Raw genomic sequence first — 18,566 nt, forward strand, 5'->3', positions numbered from 1 at the left:
GAGTCCTCATTGACCGGAATCGACGCTCCAGCGTTCGATCCGATCCCATTCCACGGTTGGCAGGTGCCGGCGCATCGGCGCTGGCTCGTGCCCCGTTGCAGTCGACCGGACCGCACGTGCTTCAGCGCCTGGTCCGGTCCCATGCAAATCTATCCGTTCATCCGGCGAAACACGGTCGCGCCGCCGCGCACGACCCGCTCGCACAGCGGCCGGCCGATCCAGTAGGCGAGCTCCGACAGCGAACCGACCGACCACGCGGCAAAGTCGGCCTGACGCCCCACCTCGAGCGCACCGTGCCGATCCGCGCGGCCGAGCGCCGCGGCCGCATGGCGCGTGACGCCCTGCAGCACCTCGGGCACCGTCATGCGGAACAGCGTGCAGCCCATGTTCAACGTCAGCAGCAGCGATTCGAGCGGCGACGTGCCGGGGTTGTGATCGGTCGCGAGCGCGATCGGCACGCCGTGCTTGCGCAGCAGCTCGATCGGCGGCATTTGCGTTTCGCGGATGAAGTAGTACGCACCGGGCAGCAGCACGGCGACCGTACCGGCCGCCTTCATCGCCTCGATGCCGGCTTCGTCGAGAAATTCGAGGTGGTCGGCGGACAGCGCGCGGTAGCGCGCGGCGAGTGCCGTGCCGCCCGCGTTCGACAGTTGCTCCGCATGCAGCTTCACGGGCAAACCGCGCCGCGTCGCGGCCTCGAACACGCGCTCGGTCTGCGCGAGCGAAAAGCCGATGCGTTCGCAGAACACGTCGACCGCGTCGACGAGCCCCTCGTCGGCCAGCGTCGGCAGCATCCGTTCGCACACTTCGTCGATGTATGCATCCGCGCGGCCCGCATATTCGGGCGGCAGCGCATGCGCGCCGAGGAAGGTCGTGTAGACGCTGACCGGGAAGCGTTCGCCGAGCTGGCGCGCGACGCGCAGCATCTTGCGCTCGCTCGCGAGGTCGAGCCCGTAGCCCGACTTGATCTCGATCGCGGTCACGCCTTCGGCGAGCAGCGGCTGCAGGCGCGCGGCGGCCTGCACGAACAGCGTCGTCTCGTCGGCCGCGCGCGTCGCGCGCACCGTCGACACGATCCCGCCGCCCTGCCGTGCGATTTCCTCGTAGCTTACGCCCGCGAGGCGCTGCGCGAATTCGTCAGCGCGCGTGCCGCCGTATACGAGGTGCGTATGGCAGTCGACGAGGCCCGGCGTCACCCACGCGCCGTGCAGATCCTCGCGCTGCCAGTGCGCATGATCGTGCGGCAGCGCGGACAACGCGCCGAGCCAGGCGATCGTGCCGGTTTCGTCGACGGCGATCGCCGCATCGTCGATCGTCTCGTCGGGATGGCCGTGCGGACACAGCCTCAGGTGATGCCAGACAGTCGGTTTCATGCGTTCAGCCTCGTTCGCCGACGGCGAGCGAGACGGCAAGCAGCGCGCCGCCCCCGCTCACGACGACGTCAAACGCACGCCGCGGCCCATCGAGCCGCAGCGTGTCCATTTCTTCCAGTGCGTAGTGCGTGCCGTCGATTTCGACGCCGACGGCACCGGTCGCGCAAAACAGCAGCACGGTATCGGCACGCTCGATGCGATGCGCGCCTGCGCGCCATACGTCGAGCGCGCCGCGCGCGGCCGAACGGCGCGTCATCAGGTTGAAGTCGCGCGTCGCGCCGTCGTGCAGCGTCGCGTCGATCGCCGTCTCGCCCGCGAAATCCGCGCGCGCCAGCGGCGTATCGAGCACGTGACGTGCACCGCCCGCTTCGACAAGCGTCATGCCCGCGCCGGACAGCAGCACGAGCGTGCGGTCGATCCCGTCGAAACGCGAGAACGGCCCGGCCGCGCCGACGTCCGCGACGCTCACGCGCCACGCGAATGCGTCGAGCGCGGCGCCCGGTGGAAAGGCGCCGATCTCGCGCGTCACGCCGCCGCCGTTCTTCCACGGCGACGCGACGAGATCCGCTGCGCGGATCATCGCGGCGGCCAGCGTCACGTCTACCGGCGCCTGAGCGAGCGCCGTCATGCTCAGCGGCCGAGCATCGGCAGCTTCAGGCCGGCTTCACGGGCCGTCTGCTGCGCGAGTTCGTAGCCGGCATCCGCATGGCGCATCACGCCCGTCGCCGGGTCGTTCAGCAGCACGCGGCCGAGACGCTCGTGCGCTTCAGCCGTACCGTCGGCGACGATCACGACGCCCGAGTGCTGCGAGAAGCCCATGCCGACGCCGCCGCCATGGTGCAGCGACACCCACGATGCGCCGCCTGCCGTGTTCAGCAGTGCGTTCAGCAGCGGCCAGTCGCTGACCGCGTCCGAACCGTCCTTCATCGATTCCGTCTCGCGGTTCGGGCTTGCGACCGAACCCGTGTCGAGGTGGTCGCGGCCGATCACGATCGGTGCCTTCAGTTCGCCGTTCTTCACCATCTCGTTGAACGCCTGGCCGAGACGGTAGCGATCCTTCACGCCGACCCAGCAGATCCGTGCCGGCAGGCCCTGGAACGCGATGCGCTCGCGTGCCATGTCGAGCCAGTTGTGCAGGTGCGGATCGTCGGGGATCAGTTCCTTCACCTTCTGGTCGGTCTTGTAGATGTCCTCCGGATCGCCGGACAGCGCGACCCAGCGGAACGGGCCCTTGCCTTCGCAGAACAGCGGGCGGATGTACGCCGGCACGAAGCCCGGGAAGTCGAACGCGTTCTCGACGCCCATTTCCAGCGCCATCTGGCGGATGTTGTTGCCGTAGTCGAGCGTCGCCGCGCCACGGTCCTGCAATGCCAGCATCGCGCGCACCTGGACGGCCATCGACTGCTTCGCGACCTTCACGATGCTCTGCGGATCGACCTTCTGCGCTTCGCGCCATTGCGCGACGGTCCAGCCCTGCGGCAGGTAGCCGTTGATCGGGTCGTGCGCGCTCGTCTGGTCGGTCACGCAATCCGGCGTGATGCCGCGCTCGACGAGTTCCGCGAACACGTCGGCTGCGTTGCCGAGCAGGCCGATCGACACCGGCTTGCCCGTGCGCTTCGCTTCGTCGATCATGCCGAGCGCCTCGTCGAGCGTCGTCGCCTTCTTGTCGACGTAGCGCGTCTTCAGGCGGAAGTCGATACGCGTCTCGTCGCATTCGACCGCGATCATCGAGAAGCCGGCCATCGTCGCGGCCAGCGGCTGCGCGCCGCCCATCCCGCCCAGGCCGCCCGTCAGGATCCAGCGGCCCGACGGATCGCCGTTGAAGTGCTGGTTCGCAACCGAGAAGAACGTTTCATAGGTGCCCTGCACGATGCCCTGGCTGCCGATGTAGATCCAGCTGCCGGCCGTCATCTGGCCGTACATCATCAGGCCCTTGCGGTCGAGTTCGTGGAAGTGATCCCACGTCGCCCAGTGCGGCACGAGGTTCGAGTTCGCGAGCAGCACGCGCGGCGCATCCTTGTGCGTGCGGAACACACCGACCGGCTTGCCCGATTGAATCAGCAGCGTCTCGTTCTCTTCGAGATCCTTCAACGACGCGAGAATCTGGTCGTAGCATTCCCAGTTGCGCGCCGCGCGGCCGATGCCGCCGTACACGACGAGCGCGTGCGGATGCTCGGCGACTTCCGGATCCAGGTTGTTCTGGATCATCCGGTAGGCCGCTTCGGCCAGCCAGGTCTTGCAGGTCTTCTCGCTGCCGCGCGGCGCGCGGATCGTGCGCGTCGGATCGAGACGGGGATCGATGTGTTTCGGATGGTTCATGACGACTGCTCCCGAAGGAAAATGAATATCAAATAGGAATCAGAAATGCCCGGTGAAGCGATAACGGCTGCCGGGATGCCACAGATTCGCCACCGAGGCGACGACGCCCTGCGACCAGGTGCGCCGATGTAAAACCAGACACGGCTCGACGTCGTCCATCCGCAGCTGCTCGCGCCGCTCCGGCGCCGGGGCCGCCGCTTCGATCCGGTACTCGACGCGCTGCAGCGGAGCCGCGCGCATCAGGTACAGGTTCGGCGTCGTGTTCGTGAAATCCTGCTCGGCGTAATCCGGCGCGACCGCCGGATTCACCCATCGTTCTTCGAGCTGCACCGGCTCGTCGTTCTCGAAGTGCAGCACCTGCGAATGAAACAGCTTCGTGCGCACGGCCACCTGCATCTCGTCGGCGAGCGCCTCGTCGGCGCGGATCGTCTCGAGGCCGAGCACGCTGGCGTGATACGCATGCCCGCGCGCGCCGACCTCCTCCGAGATGCTGCGGATCGCCACCAGCGTCGACTCGTACTTCGGCCGCGCGACGTAGGTGCCCGCGCCCTTCATGCGCGTGAGCACCTGCTCGGCCGTCAACTCGCGCAGCGCGCGGTTGACGGTCATGCGCGCAACCTTGAACTCGCGCGCCAGCTCGTTCTCGGACGGCACCTGGTCGCCCTCCTCCCACTCGCCGGCGTGGATGCGGCCCAGGATGAAATCCTTGATCTCCTGGTAGACCGGCGCGCTCATCGGCTTACTGTTCCGATGCGAACGAGAACGGGCTGATCTTCGCGAACGCGCGTTCGCCGACCAGCTGCGCGATCGCCGCGATGTCCGGCGCGAAGTAGTGGTCGAGCTCGTAGTGCGCGACCTTGCTGCGGATCGTTTCCATCGCGGGCGCCAGCTTCGGGCTCGTGTGATACGGCGCGCGCAGGTCGACGCCCTGCGCGGCGGCCAGCAGTTCGATCGCGAGGATGTGCTTCGTGTTGTCCGCGATGTCGGCGAGCTTGCGCGCGGCGAACGTCGCCATCGACACGTGGTCTTCCTGGTTCGCGGAAGTCGGCAGCGAGTCGACCGACGCCGGATGGGCGAGCGTCTTGTTTTCCGACGCCAGCGCGGCGGCCGTCACGTGCGCGATCATGAAGCCCGAGTTCACGCCGCCGTCCCGCACGAGGAACGGGGGCAGGCCCGACAGCGTCGCGTCGATCAGCAGCGCGATGCGGCGCTCGGCCAGCGCGCCGATTTCCGCTGCGGCCAGCGCGAGGTTGTCGGCTGCGAACGCGACCGGCTCGGCGTGGAAGTTGCCGCCCGACAGCACTTCGCCGGTGTCCGGGAAGATCAGCGGGTTGTCCGACACGGCGTTCGCTTCGATCAGCAGCACGTCGGCCGCATGGCGCATCTGGTCCAGGCACGCGCCCATCACCTGCGGCTGGCAACGCAGGCTGTACGGATCCTGCACCTTGTCGCAGTCGCGGTGCGACTGGTTGATCGGCGAGCCTTCGAGCAGGTCGCGGTACGACGCGGCCGCGTCGATCTGGCCTTGATGGCCGCGCAGTTCGTGGATGCGCGCGTCGAACGGCTTCACCGAGCCGGCGGCCGCGTCGACCGACAGCGCACCCGCGACGAGCGCGGTGCGGTACAGGTCTTCGATCGAGAACATGTTGTCGAGCGCCAGCGCGGTCGATGCCTGCGTGCCGTTCAGCAGCGCGAGACCTTCCTTCGCCTGCAGCGTCAGCGGCGCGAGGCCCGCGACGCGCAGACCGTCGAGCGCGCTGGCACGCTCGCCGCGGATGAACACTTCGCCGACGCCGAGCAGCACGGCCGACATGTGCGCGAGCGGCGCGAGGTCGCCCGATGCGCCAACCGAACCCTTCACCGGAATCAGCGGCAGCACGTCCGCGTTGAACAGCTTGATCAGCGCGTCCATTACTTCGCGGCGGATGCCCGAGTGGCCGCGGCCGAGGCTCGACAGCTTCAGCGCCATCAGCAGGCGCACCGACGAACGCGCCATCGGCTCGCCGACGCCGACCGCGTGCGACAGCACGAGGTTCTTCTGCAGCAGTTCGAGCTGGTCGTGCGGGATGTGCGTGCTGGCCAGGCGGCCGAAGCCCGTGTTGATGCCGTAGGCCGGCTCGCCCTTCGCGGCGATGTCGGCGACGGCCTTCGCGCCGGCGTCGATCTTCGCGAAGCTGGCCGGGTCGAGCGTCAGTTGCACGGATTCGCGTGCGATCCGGCGCAGTTGCGGGAGGGTCAGATGGCCGGGAGTCAACGTAATCATGTGAGCAATCCTGTCTAGACAAGTTCGGAATGGATTGAAGTGTAGCCAGCCAAACTTGTCTAGACAACCCGTTTTTCGCCGATTTCGACTTGGGAGTTTCCCTGATGTCCGGCGTGGCCTTGACGGGCCGGCCCGAAGAACCCGGGCATTAACATATGTTGCAATTATTTTGTCTTTGGCAACATACGGATCACCATTCGCCAAGGAGCCCCGCCATGACCTTCCCGCCGCGGTTCGCCGCCCTGTTCCGCCGCAGCCTGCTCGTCGCCGCGTGCACGCTCGCGTGCGGCGCATCGCTCGCCGCCGAGCCGCTGTCGGGCACGCTCGAGAAGATCCGGCAGAGCAACCTGATCTCGATCGGCCATCGCGAAACGTCGGTGCCGTTCTCCTATGTCGACGCGGGCGGCAAGGTGATCGGCTTCTCGCAGGACCTGTGCGACCGCGTGATCGCCGCGGTGAAGGCGCGCACCGGCAAGCCCGACCTGCAGGTGCGCTTCATCCCGGTCACGTCGCAGAACCGCATCCCGCTCGTGCAGAACGGCACCGTCGACCTCGAATGCGGCGTGACCACGAACCTGGCCGCGCGCCATGCGCAGGTCGCGTTCTCGACCACCTTCTTCGTCGCGACGACGCGCCTGCTCACGCGCACGACGTCGGGCATCCGCGACTTCTCCGACCTCGCCGGCAAGACGGTCGTGACGAACCAGGGCACGACGTCCGAACGCCTGCTGCGCAAGATGAACGAGGAAAAGAAGCTGAACATGCAGGTCATCAGCGCGAAGGACTACGGCGAAGGACGCCTCACGCTCGAATCGGGCCGCGCGGCCGCGTACATGATGGACGACGTGCTGCTCGCGGGCGTGCGCCAGCTCGCCGCGAAGCCGGCCGACTGGCAGATCGTCGGCACGCCGCAGTCGTCGGAAGCCTACGGGTTCATGCTGCGCAAGGACGATCCGCAGTTCAAGGCGCTCGTCGACGGCGTGCTCGTGCAACTGATGAAGCGCGGCGAGATCGACGCGCTGTACGACAAGTGGTTCATGAAGCCGGTGCCGCCGAAGGGGCTGTCGTTCGACTTCCCGATGAGCGACGTGATCAGGGCGCGCTACGCGGCGCCGAACGACACGCCGCTCGAATGAACGCCGCTCGTTGACGCCGGTTCACGCGCGCGTCCACGCGACGCATGCCGCGTAGCCGGGCGCCGCGTCGACCCACGCCGCGTCGAACGCCGCGACGCCGGCGGCGGGCGCGGCCGGCTCGACGATCGTCGTCGCCGGTGTCGCCGCATCGCGCGGCGGCACGACCGCGAACGCGCGCAGCCCGCCGCCGATGCCGGTGCCGAGCGCCTTGAGCAGCGCCTCCTTCGCGGACCAGACTCGCATGAATTCGCCGGCGCGCGCGTCGGGCGGCAGGCCGTCGAGATACGCGGCCTCGGCCGGCGCGCAGACTTCGCTCGTCAGCGCACGCCAGTCGGTCGTGCGGCTGCAGGATTCGATGTCGACGCCGACACGGCCCGCGGGCACCCACGCGAGCAGTGCATGATCGCCCGCGTGCGACACGTTGAAATCGAGCGTCGTGCCATGCGCGGGGTCCGGCGACGGCCGCCCCGCTTCGTCGACGACGATCGCGACCGCGTGCGGCGCGACACCGAGGGCCGCGCCGAGCACGTCGCGCAGCGCGGCGCGCGTCGCGGCGCTGCGCACCGCATCCTCGTGCCGCATGAAGCGTGCGGCCCGTGCACGCTCGGCATCGCTGAGCGCCGCATACGCGGGCGACGCCAGCGGCACGCGCCAGTCGAAATCGATGCGCGCGATCCGCACGCCGGCGCGGGACGCGGCGGCCGGCACGTCGAGCGCATGCATGCGCCACGCACGGGGGGTGTCGACCGGGAAAGCGGAATCGGACGGAAGGGACATCGGCACGCGGCAGCCTGGGCTGTGGAATGAAACGTCCGATGTTAATCGATCGCGCCGGCGCACGAACCGGCGTGTACGCGGATTGCCGCGCCCGCATCGAACTGCTCGAGGAAGGTGCCGTGAGCCGCACGGCGCTGCCCGCGCGCTTCGCGGGGCTGTCTGCGCCGATGCTCGCGATCGGTACCGAACGACGGATGCTTCACGAACGACACTCGAAGGCCGCGCGCAACAACGTGCCGCGTAGGCACCCCATTGCGCGGCCGCCCCGCTTCATCCGTTCGCGGCAACGCCCGGCACGCCGCCACCCGTCAACCGCGCACGCAACGCCGGATGCAGCGCGTGCACGCTGCCCGGCGCATCGGCCGGCAGCACGCCGTGTTGCAGCCAGTACAGCGCGACGGGCCACAGCGTGTCGGTGAAGCGGCTGTGGAAAAACGCGAAATGGCCGATCGCGTCGACGCCGATGTCGGCCGGCGCAATCCGCAGGTGCGTGACGTCGCTGCCCGTGTAGTAACCGACCAGCCGCTCGATTGCGTCGATCGTGCCGAACGCGTCGTCATCGGTACCGATCGCGAGCATCGGTGCCGACAGCCCCGCGAAGCGCGCGGGCAGCGCCGCACGGCTCACTGCTCCTTCCTCGAACAGGCCGCCGACGTAGCCGTCCTCGAAACGCGGCCGCGAACGCGCCCACGACAGCGCGATGCCGCGCGGCGTGTCCTCCATCCAGCCGAGCCGCTTCGCGGGCACGTAGCCGAACACGGCCGCGAGCGCCGGCATCGCGACATGCCACTTCCACCACATGCGCCGCCGCTCGGCCGGCAGGTAATCGCGCCAGTACGCATACTGCGCGCCGACGGTCACCGCATGCCGCACGTGCACGTTCGATGCCGCGAGCCCGAGCACGCAGCCGCCGATGCTGTGCGCGACGACGTCGATCGGCTGGCCCGGAAACGCGTCGCGTGCGTATTGCAGCGCGGCCTCGCAATCGAGCTGCCCCCAGTCGAGCCAGTTCGCGCGCAGCTTCGCGAGCCGCGCCGGGCGCGACCCGCCGATGCCGCGATAGTCGTAGACGAGCACGTCGCGCCCCTGCGCGAACAGCCAGGCCGCGAAACGGAAGTAATAGTCGCAGCGCACCGACGTCGCGCAATTGACGACCGTCACGGGCCGCGCCGCACCGCCGCCGCGATGGCGCCACACATGGCCGCGCAATGCATAACCGTCGGCCGCGCGCAGCGTCACGGGCTCGGGCGGCAACGCGCCCGCCGCGCGACTGCCCGGTGCCGCTCCGTCTCCTTCGTTCGAAATCGTCATCCTGTCTCCTGTCGATCGCAGTTAGCGCTTTAGCGCTTACTGCGATCCCATGCTTCGCGGTCGACCAGAGTTAGCGCTTTAGCGCTTACTCTGGTCCCATGCTTTGCGGTCGGCCAGAGTCAGCGCTTCAGCGCCCGCTCCGGCCCCGTGCTTCACGCTCCGAGCCGGCGCGAGCCACCGCCCGCGCCCATCGGCCAGCCTCCATTGAACTTGACGCGTGCCGCGTTCTCAACCAATCTTCCTGCTCCGTTCGCATGAGTCACGCGCATGTCAACGCCTCTCGTCCGCCTCCCGTCGCTCGACCTGGTCCGCGGTTTCGTCGCCGTCGGCCGCCGCATGAGCATCACGCTCGCCGCGCAGGACCTGTGCGTCACGCAGTCGGCGGTCAGCCGCCAGGTGCATGCGCTCGAAGCGCATCTCGGCGTCGTGCTGCTGCAGCGCGGCTACCGGAAGATCGCGTTCACGCCGGAAGGCGAACGGCTGTTCCGCGTCGCGGATGCGGCGCTGCACAGCCTGCAGGACACCGTCGCGTCGCTCGCCGCCTCGCGCGAACGCCAGCCCGTCACGATCACCGCGAGCATCGGCGTCACCGCGCTGTGGCTGCTTCCGCGACTCGGGCGGCTGCAGGCGCGCCTGCCGGAGATCGACCTGCGCGTCGCCGCGAACGACAAGGTACTCGATTTGCGCGCCGAGGGCATCGACCTCGGCATCCGCTATTGCCCGCGCGACCGCGCGCCGGCCGGCGCGCTGCGCCTGTTCGACGAGATCGTCGTGCCGGTCGCGCATCCCGCGCTCGCCGCGCGGCCGGTCACGAGCGCGGCCGCGATCGCCGACCACGTGCTGCTCGAATTCGACGGGCCGCCGCAACCGCAATTGCAGTGGCGCACGCACCTGCACGCGGCCGGGCTCGGCGACGCGCGCCCCAAAGGCGTGCTGCGCTTCAACCAGTACGACCAGGTGATCCAGGCCGCGATCGCGGGCCAGGGTGTCGCGCTCGGCCGGCTCGCGCTGGTCTCGCCGATGCTCGCGGACGGGCGGCTCGCGGTGCTCGGGCCGCACACGCAAGCGCTGTCGGATGCGTACGGCTACTGGCTGTTCCAGCACGATCCGGCCCCGCGCCGCGAAGTCGCCGACGTGCGCGACTGGATGCTCGCCGAAGCGGCCGAATGCGCTACCGCGATGCGCGCGCACGACATGGCGTCGACGTAAGCCGGCGCAGGCTTTCCGGATGACCGTGACCACGGCCGGCCGCCGCCACCTCGCCCGGCCGCACCCCGTCACATTCCCTACACGCATGCCAACCTGACCGAATGATCGCTTGAGCGACGCCGTACCCGATCGTCTAATCGGATCGAGCGCGGCCGTTTCGCCGCGCGCCTACATCCGGAGACACGCATGACCCCGATCGAGCAGGAAGTCCGGCGCCGCTGGCTGCCCGTGCTGGCGGGCGGCCTGATCATGGGCGCCGCGCTCGGCATCCGCCATGTGCAGGGCCTGTTCCTCGCGCCCGTATCGCTCGACCATGGCTGGTCGCGCGAAGCGTTCGGGCTCGCACTGGCGCTGCAGAACCTGATCTGGGGCGTCGCGCAGCCGTTCACGGGGATGGTCGCCGACCGCTTCGGCTCGGTGCGCGTGATCGTCGCCGGGATGCTGCTGTATGCGGCCGGGCTCGTCATGATGGCGCACGCGGCGTCGACCGGCATGTTCACGGTCGGCGCCGGGCTCGTGATCGGCATCGCACTGTCGGGCTCGGCATTCGCGTCGATCTACGGCGCGCTGAGCCGCCTGTTTCCGCCCGACCGGCGCGGCTGGGCGCTCGGCGTTGCCGGCGCGATCGGCGGGCTCGGCCAGTTCTGCATGGTGCCCGTCGCGCAGGAACTGATCGGCGGTATCGGCTGGCGGCACGCATTCGTCGCGCTGGCGCTCGTCGCGGCGCTGCTCGCGCCGCTCGCCGTGCTGCTGCGCGACCGGCCCGCGCAAACGGCCGCCGCCGGCCCCGACCAGTCGATCGGCGAAGCAGTGCGCGAGGCGTTCGCGCATCGCGGTTTCTGGTTGCTGAATGCGGGCTTCTTCGCGTGCGGCTTCCAGCTCGCGTTCATCGCGACGCATCTGCCCGCGTACCTGCTCGACCACGGGCTGCCGGCGCGCCACGCGAGCGTCGCGCTCGCGCTGATCGCATTGACCAACGTGGCCGGCACCTATGCATGCGGGCATCTCGGCGGGCTGCTGCGGCGCAAGTATGTGCTGTCGGTGCTGTACCTCGTGCGCGCATTCGCGATGGCCGCGTTCGTCGTCGTGCCGCTGTCGCCCGCGAGCGTCTACGTGTTCGCGGCCGTGATGGGGTTCACCTGGCTCGGCACGGTGCCGCTGACGAACGGCGTGATCTCGCAGGTGTTCGGCGTGCGCTACATCGCGACGTTGTTCGGTTTCGTGTTCTTCGGCCACCAGCTCGGCAGCTTCTTCGGCGTCTGGCTCGGTGCGATCGTGTACGACGCGACGCATTCGTACCTGCCGCTGTGGATCGGTTCGATCGCGCTCGGCGTGCTCGCAGCGCTTCTGCACCTGCCGATCGACGACGCGCGTGTCGCGCGCCCGGCATCGGGCAACGCGGCATGGGCATGATCCGCGCGGCGCTGGCGGCCGGCACGCTCGCGTTCGTCGCGTGGTGCGGCGCGGCCTACTTCGATTCAGGTATCGCGTACGCGCTGCTCGAACGCGTCGCGTTCTGCAACTGACGCGGCGAACCGTACCGCGCGGGCAGACGATCAGCGACGTTTCGGCAATGCGGCCAGCGCGTCGAGCGCGCGAACGCGCGCGGCGGCGTGATCGACGAGCGGCGCCGGATAGTCGATGCCGGGCCGTATGCCGGCCGCGTCGAGCTGCAGCGGTGACGCTTCCCACGGCGCGTGGATCGACGCGGTGTCGAGGCTCGCGAGTTCGGGCACCCAGCGCCGCACGTATGCGCCGTCCGGGTCGAACTTCTCGCCCTGCGCGACCGGATTGAAGATGCGGAAATACGGCGCGGCGTCGGCGCCGCAGCCGGCCACCCACTGCCAGCTCGCCGCGTTGTTCGCGGGATCGGCGTCGACCAGCGTGTCCCAGAACCACGCTTCGCCGGCGCGCCAGTCGATCAGCAGATGCTTGACCAGGAACGACGCGACGACCATCCGCACACGGTTGTGCATCCAGCCGGTCGTCCACAGCTCGCGCAGGCCCGCATCGACGAGCGGATAGCCGGTCCGGCCGCGCTGCCACGCGCGCAGCGCCGCGGCATCGTCACGCCACGGCATCGCGTCGAACTGCGCGCGGAAGTTGTCGGTCGCGAGCGCCGGGAAGTGATACAGCAGCGCGTAGCTGAATTCGCGCCAGCCGAGCTCGCTCAGGAACTTGTCGGCGCCCGCAACGTACGCCGCGCCGCCTGCATTCGCGGCGCCCTGCACCGCGTGCCACACCTGTCGCGGCGATACGTTGCCGAAGCGCAGGAACGGCGACAGCCGGCTCGTCGCGGGCCGGTCGGGACGATCGCGCGCATCCGCGTAGCCGGCAAGCGATGCCGTCAGGAACGCGTCGAGCCGTTGATGCGCACCGGCCTCGTCGGGCGCGGGCCATGCGTCGCGCAGGCCGCCGGCCCAGTCCGGCACGGGCGAGCGCAATGCGAGCGCGTCGAGCGCCAGCGCACGGCCACGCACGGTTTCAGGCCATGGTTGAAACACGATCCGTTCCGGCTCCGGCAGCGGCGCGGCGACCGTGCGGTCGCGGCGCACCGCGCGCCAGTACGCGGTGAACACCTGGTACGGCGCACCGCTGCCCGTCAGCACCTCCCACGGCTCGTTCAGCAGGCTGCCGTTACTGCTCTCGACCTTGACGCCGCGTGCCTTGAGCGACGCCTTCAGCGCCGCGTCGGCGTCGCGTTGCGGCTGCGCGTAGCGGCGGTTCCAGTACACGGCGGCCGCGCCCGTGTCGTGTACGACGCGCTCGATCTCGCGCTGCGCGTCGCCGCGCAACAGCAGCAGGCGCCCGCCGTGACGCGCGAGCGCGGCGTCGAGCCCGGCCAGCGACCCGTGCAGCCACCAGCGCGCTGCGCCGCCCGGCGGGCGCCCCGAACCGGCGCCCGTATCGTCGACGAACACGCACACGAGCGGCCGGCCTGACTCGACCGCGCGCGTCAGCGCGGGCTGGTCGGTCACGCGCAGATCGTCGCGAAACCAGACGATCGCGGGAGCAACGGACGACTTGGCGGGCACGGGCACCTCGATGCGGAAAGCGGAACAGGATGCGTATTGTCGCGGCTATGCCACACGGTGTCGACGCTCGACATGCCGACGTGCCGATGACGGCGACGGCCATCGCACCGCGTCGCGTGCCCGGTGAAACGCGTTAGTCCATTCCGACGATTCTTCGCCGCGTCCGCCGGCCTACGCTCGATGTCGGGTGCATCTGCACCGCGATGCGCGGTACGTGCCGGCCGTGTTCGCAGGTGCGACCGGCTGATTCGACTGATCAGGCCACGGCGCGCGCGTCGCCGATCGCTTCGTCAATCGAGCCGGAACGCCGCCTCGAAACGCGCGGCGAATGCGTCGAACTCGGTTTCCGGCAGATGGTTGATGCCGCCCGCGCGCTTGCGCCCGCCGCCGGTCGCAAAGCCGCGGCAGAACTCGTCGGCGCCGAGCGGCCGGCCGTCGGGCACGCGCACGCTGACGACGAGCCCGCCATCGGCGCGCGGCGACAGCACCGCGAGCGCCGCATGCGGCGCGTTGCGCATTCGTTCGTTCGCGAGCATCCCGGTCGCGCGCCGTGCCCACGGTTGATCAGGCATCCGTACCAGCGTCGCGCCCGGCACTTCGCGCAGCGGCGCAAGCGCGCATGCGCGCGCCATGTCGTCGCGGTAGCCGTCGCGCAGTGCGGCGAACACGGCGGTCCCGCGCACGAAATCGAGCGGATCGACGCACGGCAACATCGCGTCGGCGAGCGCCGCCGGATCGAAGTGCAGATCGCCGATGCAATCGCCGTATGCGTTGTAGTTCAGGTAGAGCCCGAGTTCAGCGAGCGTGCAGCGTTCGGCGTCGTCGATCCCTTGCTCGCGCGCGAGCGCGTCGCCGAGCGCCGGCAGTTCGTCGCCGAATGCCGCGACGATCGCCCAGCGCACATGCCGGCCGCCGAGATGGCGGTTCACGAGCGCGCTCGTGCAGACATCAGCCGCCGTGTCGATATGCGCGTGAAAGCCCGGATCGGCGGGTAGCTCGCCTGCGAAGTGATGATCGAAATAGCGGACTGTCGCCCCTTCGCGCAGCAGTCGCGCGCACGCGTCGCGGTTCTGATCGTGCGACACGTCGAGCACGGTGACACTATCGCCGGCCCGCGCATCGATCCGCTCGAGCAGCCGGATGTCGCGCTTCACGCCGGTCACGAGCGTGCCGCGCACGCCTTCCGCGAGCCACAGTTGCTGAAGCGCGCACAGGCCGTCCGCATCGCCGTTGAACGCGAAGAAGTGCCGTCCGTGGTGGTTGTCCTGCATGTTCCGCCGCTCCGTCTTCAGCATGAAATCGCCTCCGTTCGCGCACATGCCATGCACACCGAGCGCGCGAGCCCGGTATTTTGCCGCAACCGCGCGCGCTCTCGATACAGCGTAGCCGGATTCACCTGCAAATGGCTTGCAGCGCACATGCCCACGACAGTCATACGTCATCAGACATTATCGAATATCCAACCGATCTCATGAAATTCACCAATATCCGGGAAATTTCCGGGTAAACCCGTGACGCCTCCATCAACACTCAGGCGTACCATGTCATACGACGACATACTACATAAGCCACCACCCAGACGCCGACGCGGGCTGCCGCCCCGTTCGCCGACCGACCGGAGACACCGTTGAACCCGCCCTCGCCCACGCTGCCCGGCCGCGACCCGCTCGCGTCCGCCGTCTCGAAAGTGAAGTGGCACGTGCTGCCGCTCGTGCTGATCATGTTCATCGCGAACTACATCGACCGCGTGAACGTCGGTTTCGTCGATCGCCACCTCGAAGCGTCGATCGGCATCGGCGCGGCCGCGTACGGGCTCGGCGCCGGGCTGTTCTTCGTCGGCTATGCGCTGTTCGAAGTGCCGTCGAACCTGCTGATGCAGCGCTACGGCGCACGCGTGTGGCTCGCGCGGATCATGGCGACGTGGGGCATCGTCGCGGCCGCGATGGCGTTCGTGTGGAACGACACGTCGTTCTACGTGCTGCGCTTCCTGCTCGGCGCGGCCGAGGCCGGCTTCTTCCCCGGCGTCGTGCTGTACCTGTCGCAATGGCTGCCGCCGCAGGAGCGCGGCAAGGCGATGGCGATCTTCCTCGGCGGCTCCGCGTTCGCGTCGGTGCTGTCCGGGCCCGTCACCGGTGCGCTGCTGTCGATCCGCGGCTTCGGCCTCGAAGGCTGGCAATGGATGTTCCTGATCGAAGGGCTGTTCTCGGTCGCGCTGTGCGGCGCGAGCTGGCTGCTGCTGAAATCGCACATCCGCGACGCGACATGGCTCACCACCGACGAACGCGCGGCGCTCGAAACGGCGCTCGACGCGGAGCGCGCGACGCGCGACGTACGCTCGAACGTGCCCGTGCGCGCCACCGTACTGCTGCGCGATCCGCAGATCATGCTGTTCTGCTTCCTGTACTTCTCGATCCAGCTGACGATCTACGCGGCCACGTTCTGGCTGCCGACGATCATTCGCAAGATGGGCGGCCTCAGCGATTTCCAGGTCGGCCTGTACAACACGATTCCGTGGATGATCGCGATCGGCGCGATGTACGGTTTCGCGGTGTTGTCCGCGAAATGGAAGCATCCGCAGCGCTGGCTCGCGTTCGCGCTCGTGCTCGCCGCGTGCGGGCTGTTCGCGTCGACGTCGCACGATCCCGTGTGGTCGTTCGCGTCGATCTGCTTCGCCGCGCTCGGCTTCAAGGCCGCTGCGTCGCTGTTCTGGCCGATCCCGCAGGGTTACCTCGACACGCGCGTGGCCGCGGCCGTGATCGCGCTGATCAACTCGGTCGGCAATCTCGGCGGCTTCGTCGCGCCGACGGCATTCGGCTATCTGAAGCAACATACGGGTTCGATCACGGGCGGGCTGTATGCGCTCGCGATCGCGTCCCTCGTCGCCGCGGTCGCCGCGCTGTTCGCGCGCACGCACCGGCGCAGCGATCCGCCGCGCGGCCTGCCGGCCGACGAGTCCTTCACGAACGCCACGATGCTCCGCCATGCCGAACACTGACCGCTTCACCGTCGTCGTCTCGAATGCCGCCGACGGCGACCTCGCCACGTTCTCCATCGCGAGCGACGGCACGCTCGCGCCGCTCGCCCGCTACCCGGCCGCCGACGTCGCGATGCCGATCGCCGTGCAGGCCGACCGCGCGCGGCTCTACGTCGCGACGCGCGGCGAGCAGCCGACGATCGTCGCGTTCCGCGTCGCCGCGGCCACGGGCGCGCTCGCGCGCATCGGCGCGACCGCGATCGATGCGAGCCACGCGTACCTGTCGCTCGACCGCAGCGGCCGCTGGCTGCTCGGTGCGTCGTACGGCGGGCATTCGCTGAGCCTCTACGACGCCGCGCGCGTGCGCGACGGCGACGGCGCGCCGCTGCAGGTGGCCGGCGGCATCGCGAACGCGCACGCGGTGATCGTGTCGCCGGACAATCGTTTCGCGTACGTCAGTTCGCTCGGCTCGGATCGCGTGTTCAGCTTCGCGCTCGTCGAGGACGCGGCCGGCCTGCGCCTGGCCGAACACGGCGAAACGCGCGTGCCGGCCGGCTTCGGCCCGCGTCACCTGCGATTCGCGCGCGACGGCCGCGCGCTCGTCGTCGTCAGCGAATTCCAGGGCACGCTCGCGACGTTCGCGCGCGATCCCGACAGCGGCCGGCTCGGCGACGCGCACGTGAGCGCGCGCCACCCGGCCGTCGCTGAACTCGCGCAAGGCCATGCGCGGCCGCCCGCGCCTGCCGAACCTTCGGTATGGGCCGCCGACCTGCACCTGACGCCCGACGAGCGTTTCGCATATGTCAGCGAACGCACTTCGAGCCAACTGCTCTGTTATCGCCGCACCGCCGACGGCACGTTCGAGCCCGCGCACGCGACGGCCACCGAGACACAGCCGCGCGGGTTCGCGATCGATCCGTCGGGGCGCTGGCTCGTCGCGTGCGGCGAGCAGTCGGAATACGTGTCGGTGTATGCGATCGCGCCGGACGACGGCGCGCTGTCGCTGCACGCGCGTGCAGCAGGCGGGCGCGGCGCGAACTGGGTCGAGATCGTCTGACTAAGCAACGCCTGGGCACGATCCCTCAGGTCCGCTGCGAACGCGGGTCCCCCGTGCCCTCGCTCAGCGCCGCTCGCTCGGCGCAACACCCGTCCAGCGCTTGAACGCACGCGTGAAGTTAGCGCGGTCCGTATAACCGACGCGCGCCGCAATCTCGTCGACCGGCAGCCGCGTGCCCTCCAGCAGCCGCAGCGCATCGCGCAGCCTGATCTCGTCGAGCAGCGCCGAATAGGTCGCGCCGTACTCGGCGAGCTTGCGCTTGAGCGTGCGCGCCGACACGTGCAGCTCGCGCGCGACGTCGTCGACCGACGGATAACCGCCATCGCCGCAAATCAGCAGGTTGCGCACGCGCTCGACGATGCTCTCCGCATAACCGAGCCGCGCGAGTTCGGCCTCGCACTGCTGGACGATCATCTGCGCGGTCTGTGCGTTCGCGGTGCCGATCGGCTCGTCGAGCAGCGCGGCGTCGCAACGGATGCGGTTCGCGCTCGCGTCGAAATGACAGCTCGGCAGCCGCGCGCGATAACGCTCGAACCACGGCGGCTCGGGCCATTCGAAGTGCAGTTCGGCGCGCGACTGCAGCGTGCGCCCCGGCGCCGGATACAGCAACGAATTGAACAGGATCGCGGTCTCGACCAGGAAGTTCTCCACTGCAAACTGGCGCAGCCGGCCGAGCGGAAACGCTTCGAGCACGTCGATGTCGACGATCCCGTCGAGTTGCGCGAGCCGCACCGAGAAGAACGGTACGCGCGTCGGCAGATAGCGGATGCCGAGCGCGATCGCCTCGCCGAGCGTCGCGCAACTCATCAGCCCGAAACCGATCAGCCCCGCTTTCGTCAGGCTGCTGCGCAGGCCGATCTCGATCGCGATCGACGGATCGTCGGTCGCGTCGAGCAGGTTGAACACGATCGCCGCCTGCTGCAGCGGCGTGATGCGCGCATCGGGCTGCGCGAGCCGCTCGCGCTCGACGCCCGAGCCGGCGAGAATGCGGCCGCTATCGATGCCGCGCTCCTCGGCCAGCATCAGCATGAACAGCGCATACGCGGACGACACCGTCGCCTTGTTCAACTGGCGCGCGGCATCCGGGACGGACAGGGCCATGCGGCGGACTC

At 69.3% G+C, this 18,566-nt stretch carries 16 protein-coding genes; 6 read left to right on the forward strand and 10 right to left on the reverse strand.

From position 1 onward, the window contains the following. Positions 1 to 149: 149 nt before the first annotated feature. Genes hutI through hutH form a run of 5 tightly spaced genes read right to left on the reverse strand, consistent with a single transcriptional unit; the run spans position 150 to position 5,955 of the window. Complete coding sequence (gene hutI / locus MRS60_RS11595; protein WP_243564719.1) at positions 150 to 1,373, reverse strand: imidazolonepropionase; 1,224 nt, start codon at positions 1,371 to 1,373, stop codon at positions 150 to 152. 4 nt (positions 1,374 to 1,377) lie between these two features. Further along, positions 1,378 to 2,001, reverse strand: coding sequence for a HutD/Ves family protein (locus MRS60_RS11600; RefSeq protein ID WP_243564720.1), 624 nt, complete (start codon positions 1,999 to 2,001; stop codon positions 1,378 to 1,380). A 2-nt stretch (positions 2,002 to 2,003) separates the two neighbouring features. After that, positions 2,004 to 3,692 carry a urocanate hydratase gene (gene hutU, locus MRS60_RS11605; RefSeq protein WP_034183520.1) on the reverse strand — a complete coding sequence of 563 codons (1,689 nt, stop codon included), beginning with the start codon at positions 3,690 to 3,692 and terminating at the stop codon, positions 2,004 to 2,006. A gap of 39 nt (positions 3,693 to 3,731) precedes the next feature. Then, on the reverse strand, positions 3,732 to 4,427 hold the full coding sequence (hutC, locus tag MRS60_RS11610; protein WP_105391883.1) for a histidine utilization repressor: 696 nt from the start codon (positions 4,425 to 4,427) through the stop codon (positions 3,732 to 3,734). A gap of 4 nt (positions 4,428 to 4,431) precedes the next feature. Next, positions 4,432 to 5,955: a histidine ammonia-lyase gene (hutH, locus tag MRS60_RS11615; protein WP_034183518.1), complete on the reverse strand. Its 1,524-nt coding sequence runs from the start codon at positions 5,953 to 5,955 to the stop codon at positions 4,432 to 4,434. Positions 5,956 to 6,170: 215 nt separating this feature from the next. Here hutH and MRS60_RS11620 point away from each other — a divergent pair, with 215 nt between their 5' ends. Then, positions 6,171 to 7,091: a glutamate/aspartate ABC transporter substrate-binding protein gene (locus MRS60_RS11620; protein ID WP_034183517.1), complete on the forward strand. Its 921-nt coding sequence runs from the start codon at positions 6,171 to 6,173 to the stop codon at positions 7,089 to 7,091. A gap of 21 nt (positions 7,092 to 7,112) precedes the next feature. Here the strand turns inward: MRS60_RS11620 and MRS60_RS11625 are convergent, their stop codons facing one another. Further along, positions 7,113 to 7,868, reverse strand: a complete 756-nt coding sequence (locus tag MRS60_RS11625) for a 4'-phosphopantetheinyl transferase family protein (RefSeq protein ID WP_243564721.1) — start codon at positions 7,866 to 7,868, stop codon at positions 7,113 to 7,115. A gap of 270 nt (positions 7,869 to 8,138) precedes the next feature. Continuing rightward, on the reverse strand, positions 8,139 to 9,179 hold the full coding sequence (locus tag MRS60_RS11630; protein ID WP_243564722.1) for an alpha/beta hydrolase family protein: 1,041 nt from the start codon (positions 9,177 to 9,179) through the stop codon (positions 8,139 to 8,141). A gap of 267 nt (positions 9,180 to 9,446) precedes the next feature. On the opposite strand from MRS60_RS11630, the gene MRS60_RS11635 reads away from it, so the two are divergent. The 3 genes from MRS60_RS11635 (at position 9,447) to MRS60_RS34945 (ending at position 11,914) form a co-directional block, all read left to right on the forward strand. Next, complete coding sequence (locus tag MRS60_RS11635) at positions 9,447 to 10,388, forward strand: LysR substrate-binding domain-containing protein (protein WP_243564723.1); 942 nt, start codon at positions 9,447 to 9,449, stop codon at positions 10,386 to 10,388. 186 nt (positions 10,389 to 10,574) lie between these two features. Continuing rightward, a complete protein-coding gene (locus MRS60_RS11640) occupies positions 10,575 to 11,801 on the forward strand; it encodes an MFS transporter (RefSeq protein ID WP_243564724.1) in 1,227 nt (408 codons plus the stop codon). Next, positions 11,792 to 11,914, forward strand: a complete 123-nt coding sequence (locus MRS60_RS34945; RefSeq protein WP_034183512.1) for a hypothetical protein — start codon at positions 11,792 to 11,794, stop codon at positions 11,912 to 11,914. The genes MRS60_RS11640 and MRS60_RS34945 overlap by 10 nt, the downstream gene beginning before the upstream one ends. Before the next feature lie 30 nt (positions 11,915 to 11,944). On the opposite strand, the gene MRS60_RS11645 is transcribed toward MRS60_RS34945, so the two are convergent. Both MRS60_RS11645 and MRS60_RS11650 read right to left on the reverse strand, forming a co-directional pair. Next, entirely contained in the window at positions 11,945 to 13,423 is a 1,479-nt protein-coding gene (locus MRS60_RS11645) for a cryptochrome/photolyase family protein (protein WP_243564725.1), read from the reverse strand. 290 nt (positions 13,424 to 13,713) lie between these two features. Beyond that, positions 13,714 to 14,694, reverse strand: coding sequence for an acetyltransferase (locus tag MRS60_RS11650; protein ID WP_243565620.1), 981 nt, complete (start codon positions 14,692 to 14,694; stop codon positions 13,714 to 13,716). 356 nt (positions 14,695 to 15,050) lie between these two features. Here MRS60_RS11650 and MRS60_RS11655 point away from each other — a divergent pair, with 356 nt between their 5' ends. Next, positions 15,051 to 16,418, forward strand: coding sequence for an MFS transporter (locus tag MRS60_RS11655; protein ID WP_243564726.1), 1,368 nt, complete (start codon positions 15,051 to 15,053; stop codon positions 16,416 to 16,418). After that, a complete protein-coding gene (locus MRS60_RS11660) occupies positions 16,405 to 17,454 on the forward strand; it encodes a lactonase family protein (RefSeq protein ID WP_243564727.1) in 1,050 nt (349 codons plus the stop codon). The genes MRS60_RS11655 and MRS60_RS11660 overlap by 14 nt, the downstream gene beginning before the upstream one ends. A 63-nt stretch (positions 17,455 to 17,517) precedes the next feature. On the opposite strand, the gene MRS60_RS11665 is transcribed toward MRS60_RS11660, so the two are convergent. Continuing rightward, the gene (locus MRS60_RS11665; protein ID WP_243564728.1) at positions 17,518 to 18,555 is read right to left on the reverse strand and encodes an AraC family transcriptional regulator; all 1,038 of its coding nucleotides are present in this window, start codon (positions 18,553 to 18,555) and stop codon (positions 17,518 to 17,520) included. Positions 18,556 to 18,566 lie beyond the last annotated feature (11 nt).

The organism is Burkholderia pyrrocinia (assembly GCF_022809715.1).
GTDB lineage: Bacteria > Pseudomonadota > Gammaproteobacteria > Burkholderiales > Burkholderiaceae > Burkholderia > Burkholderia pyrrocinia_C.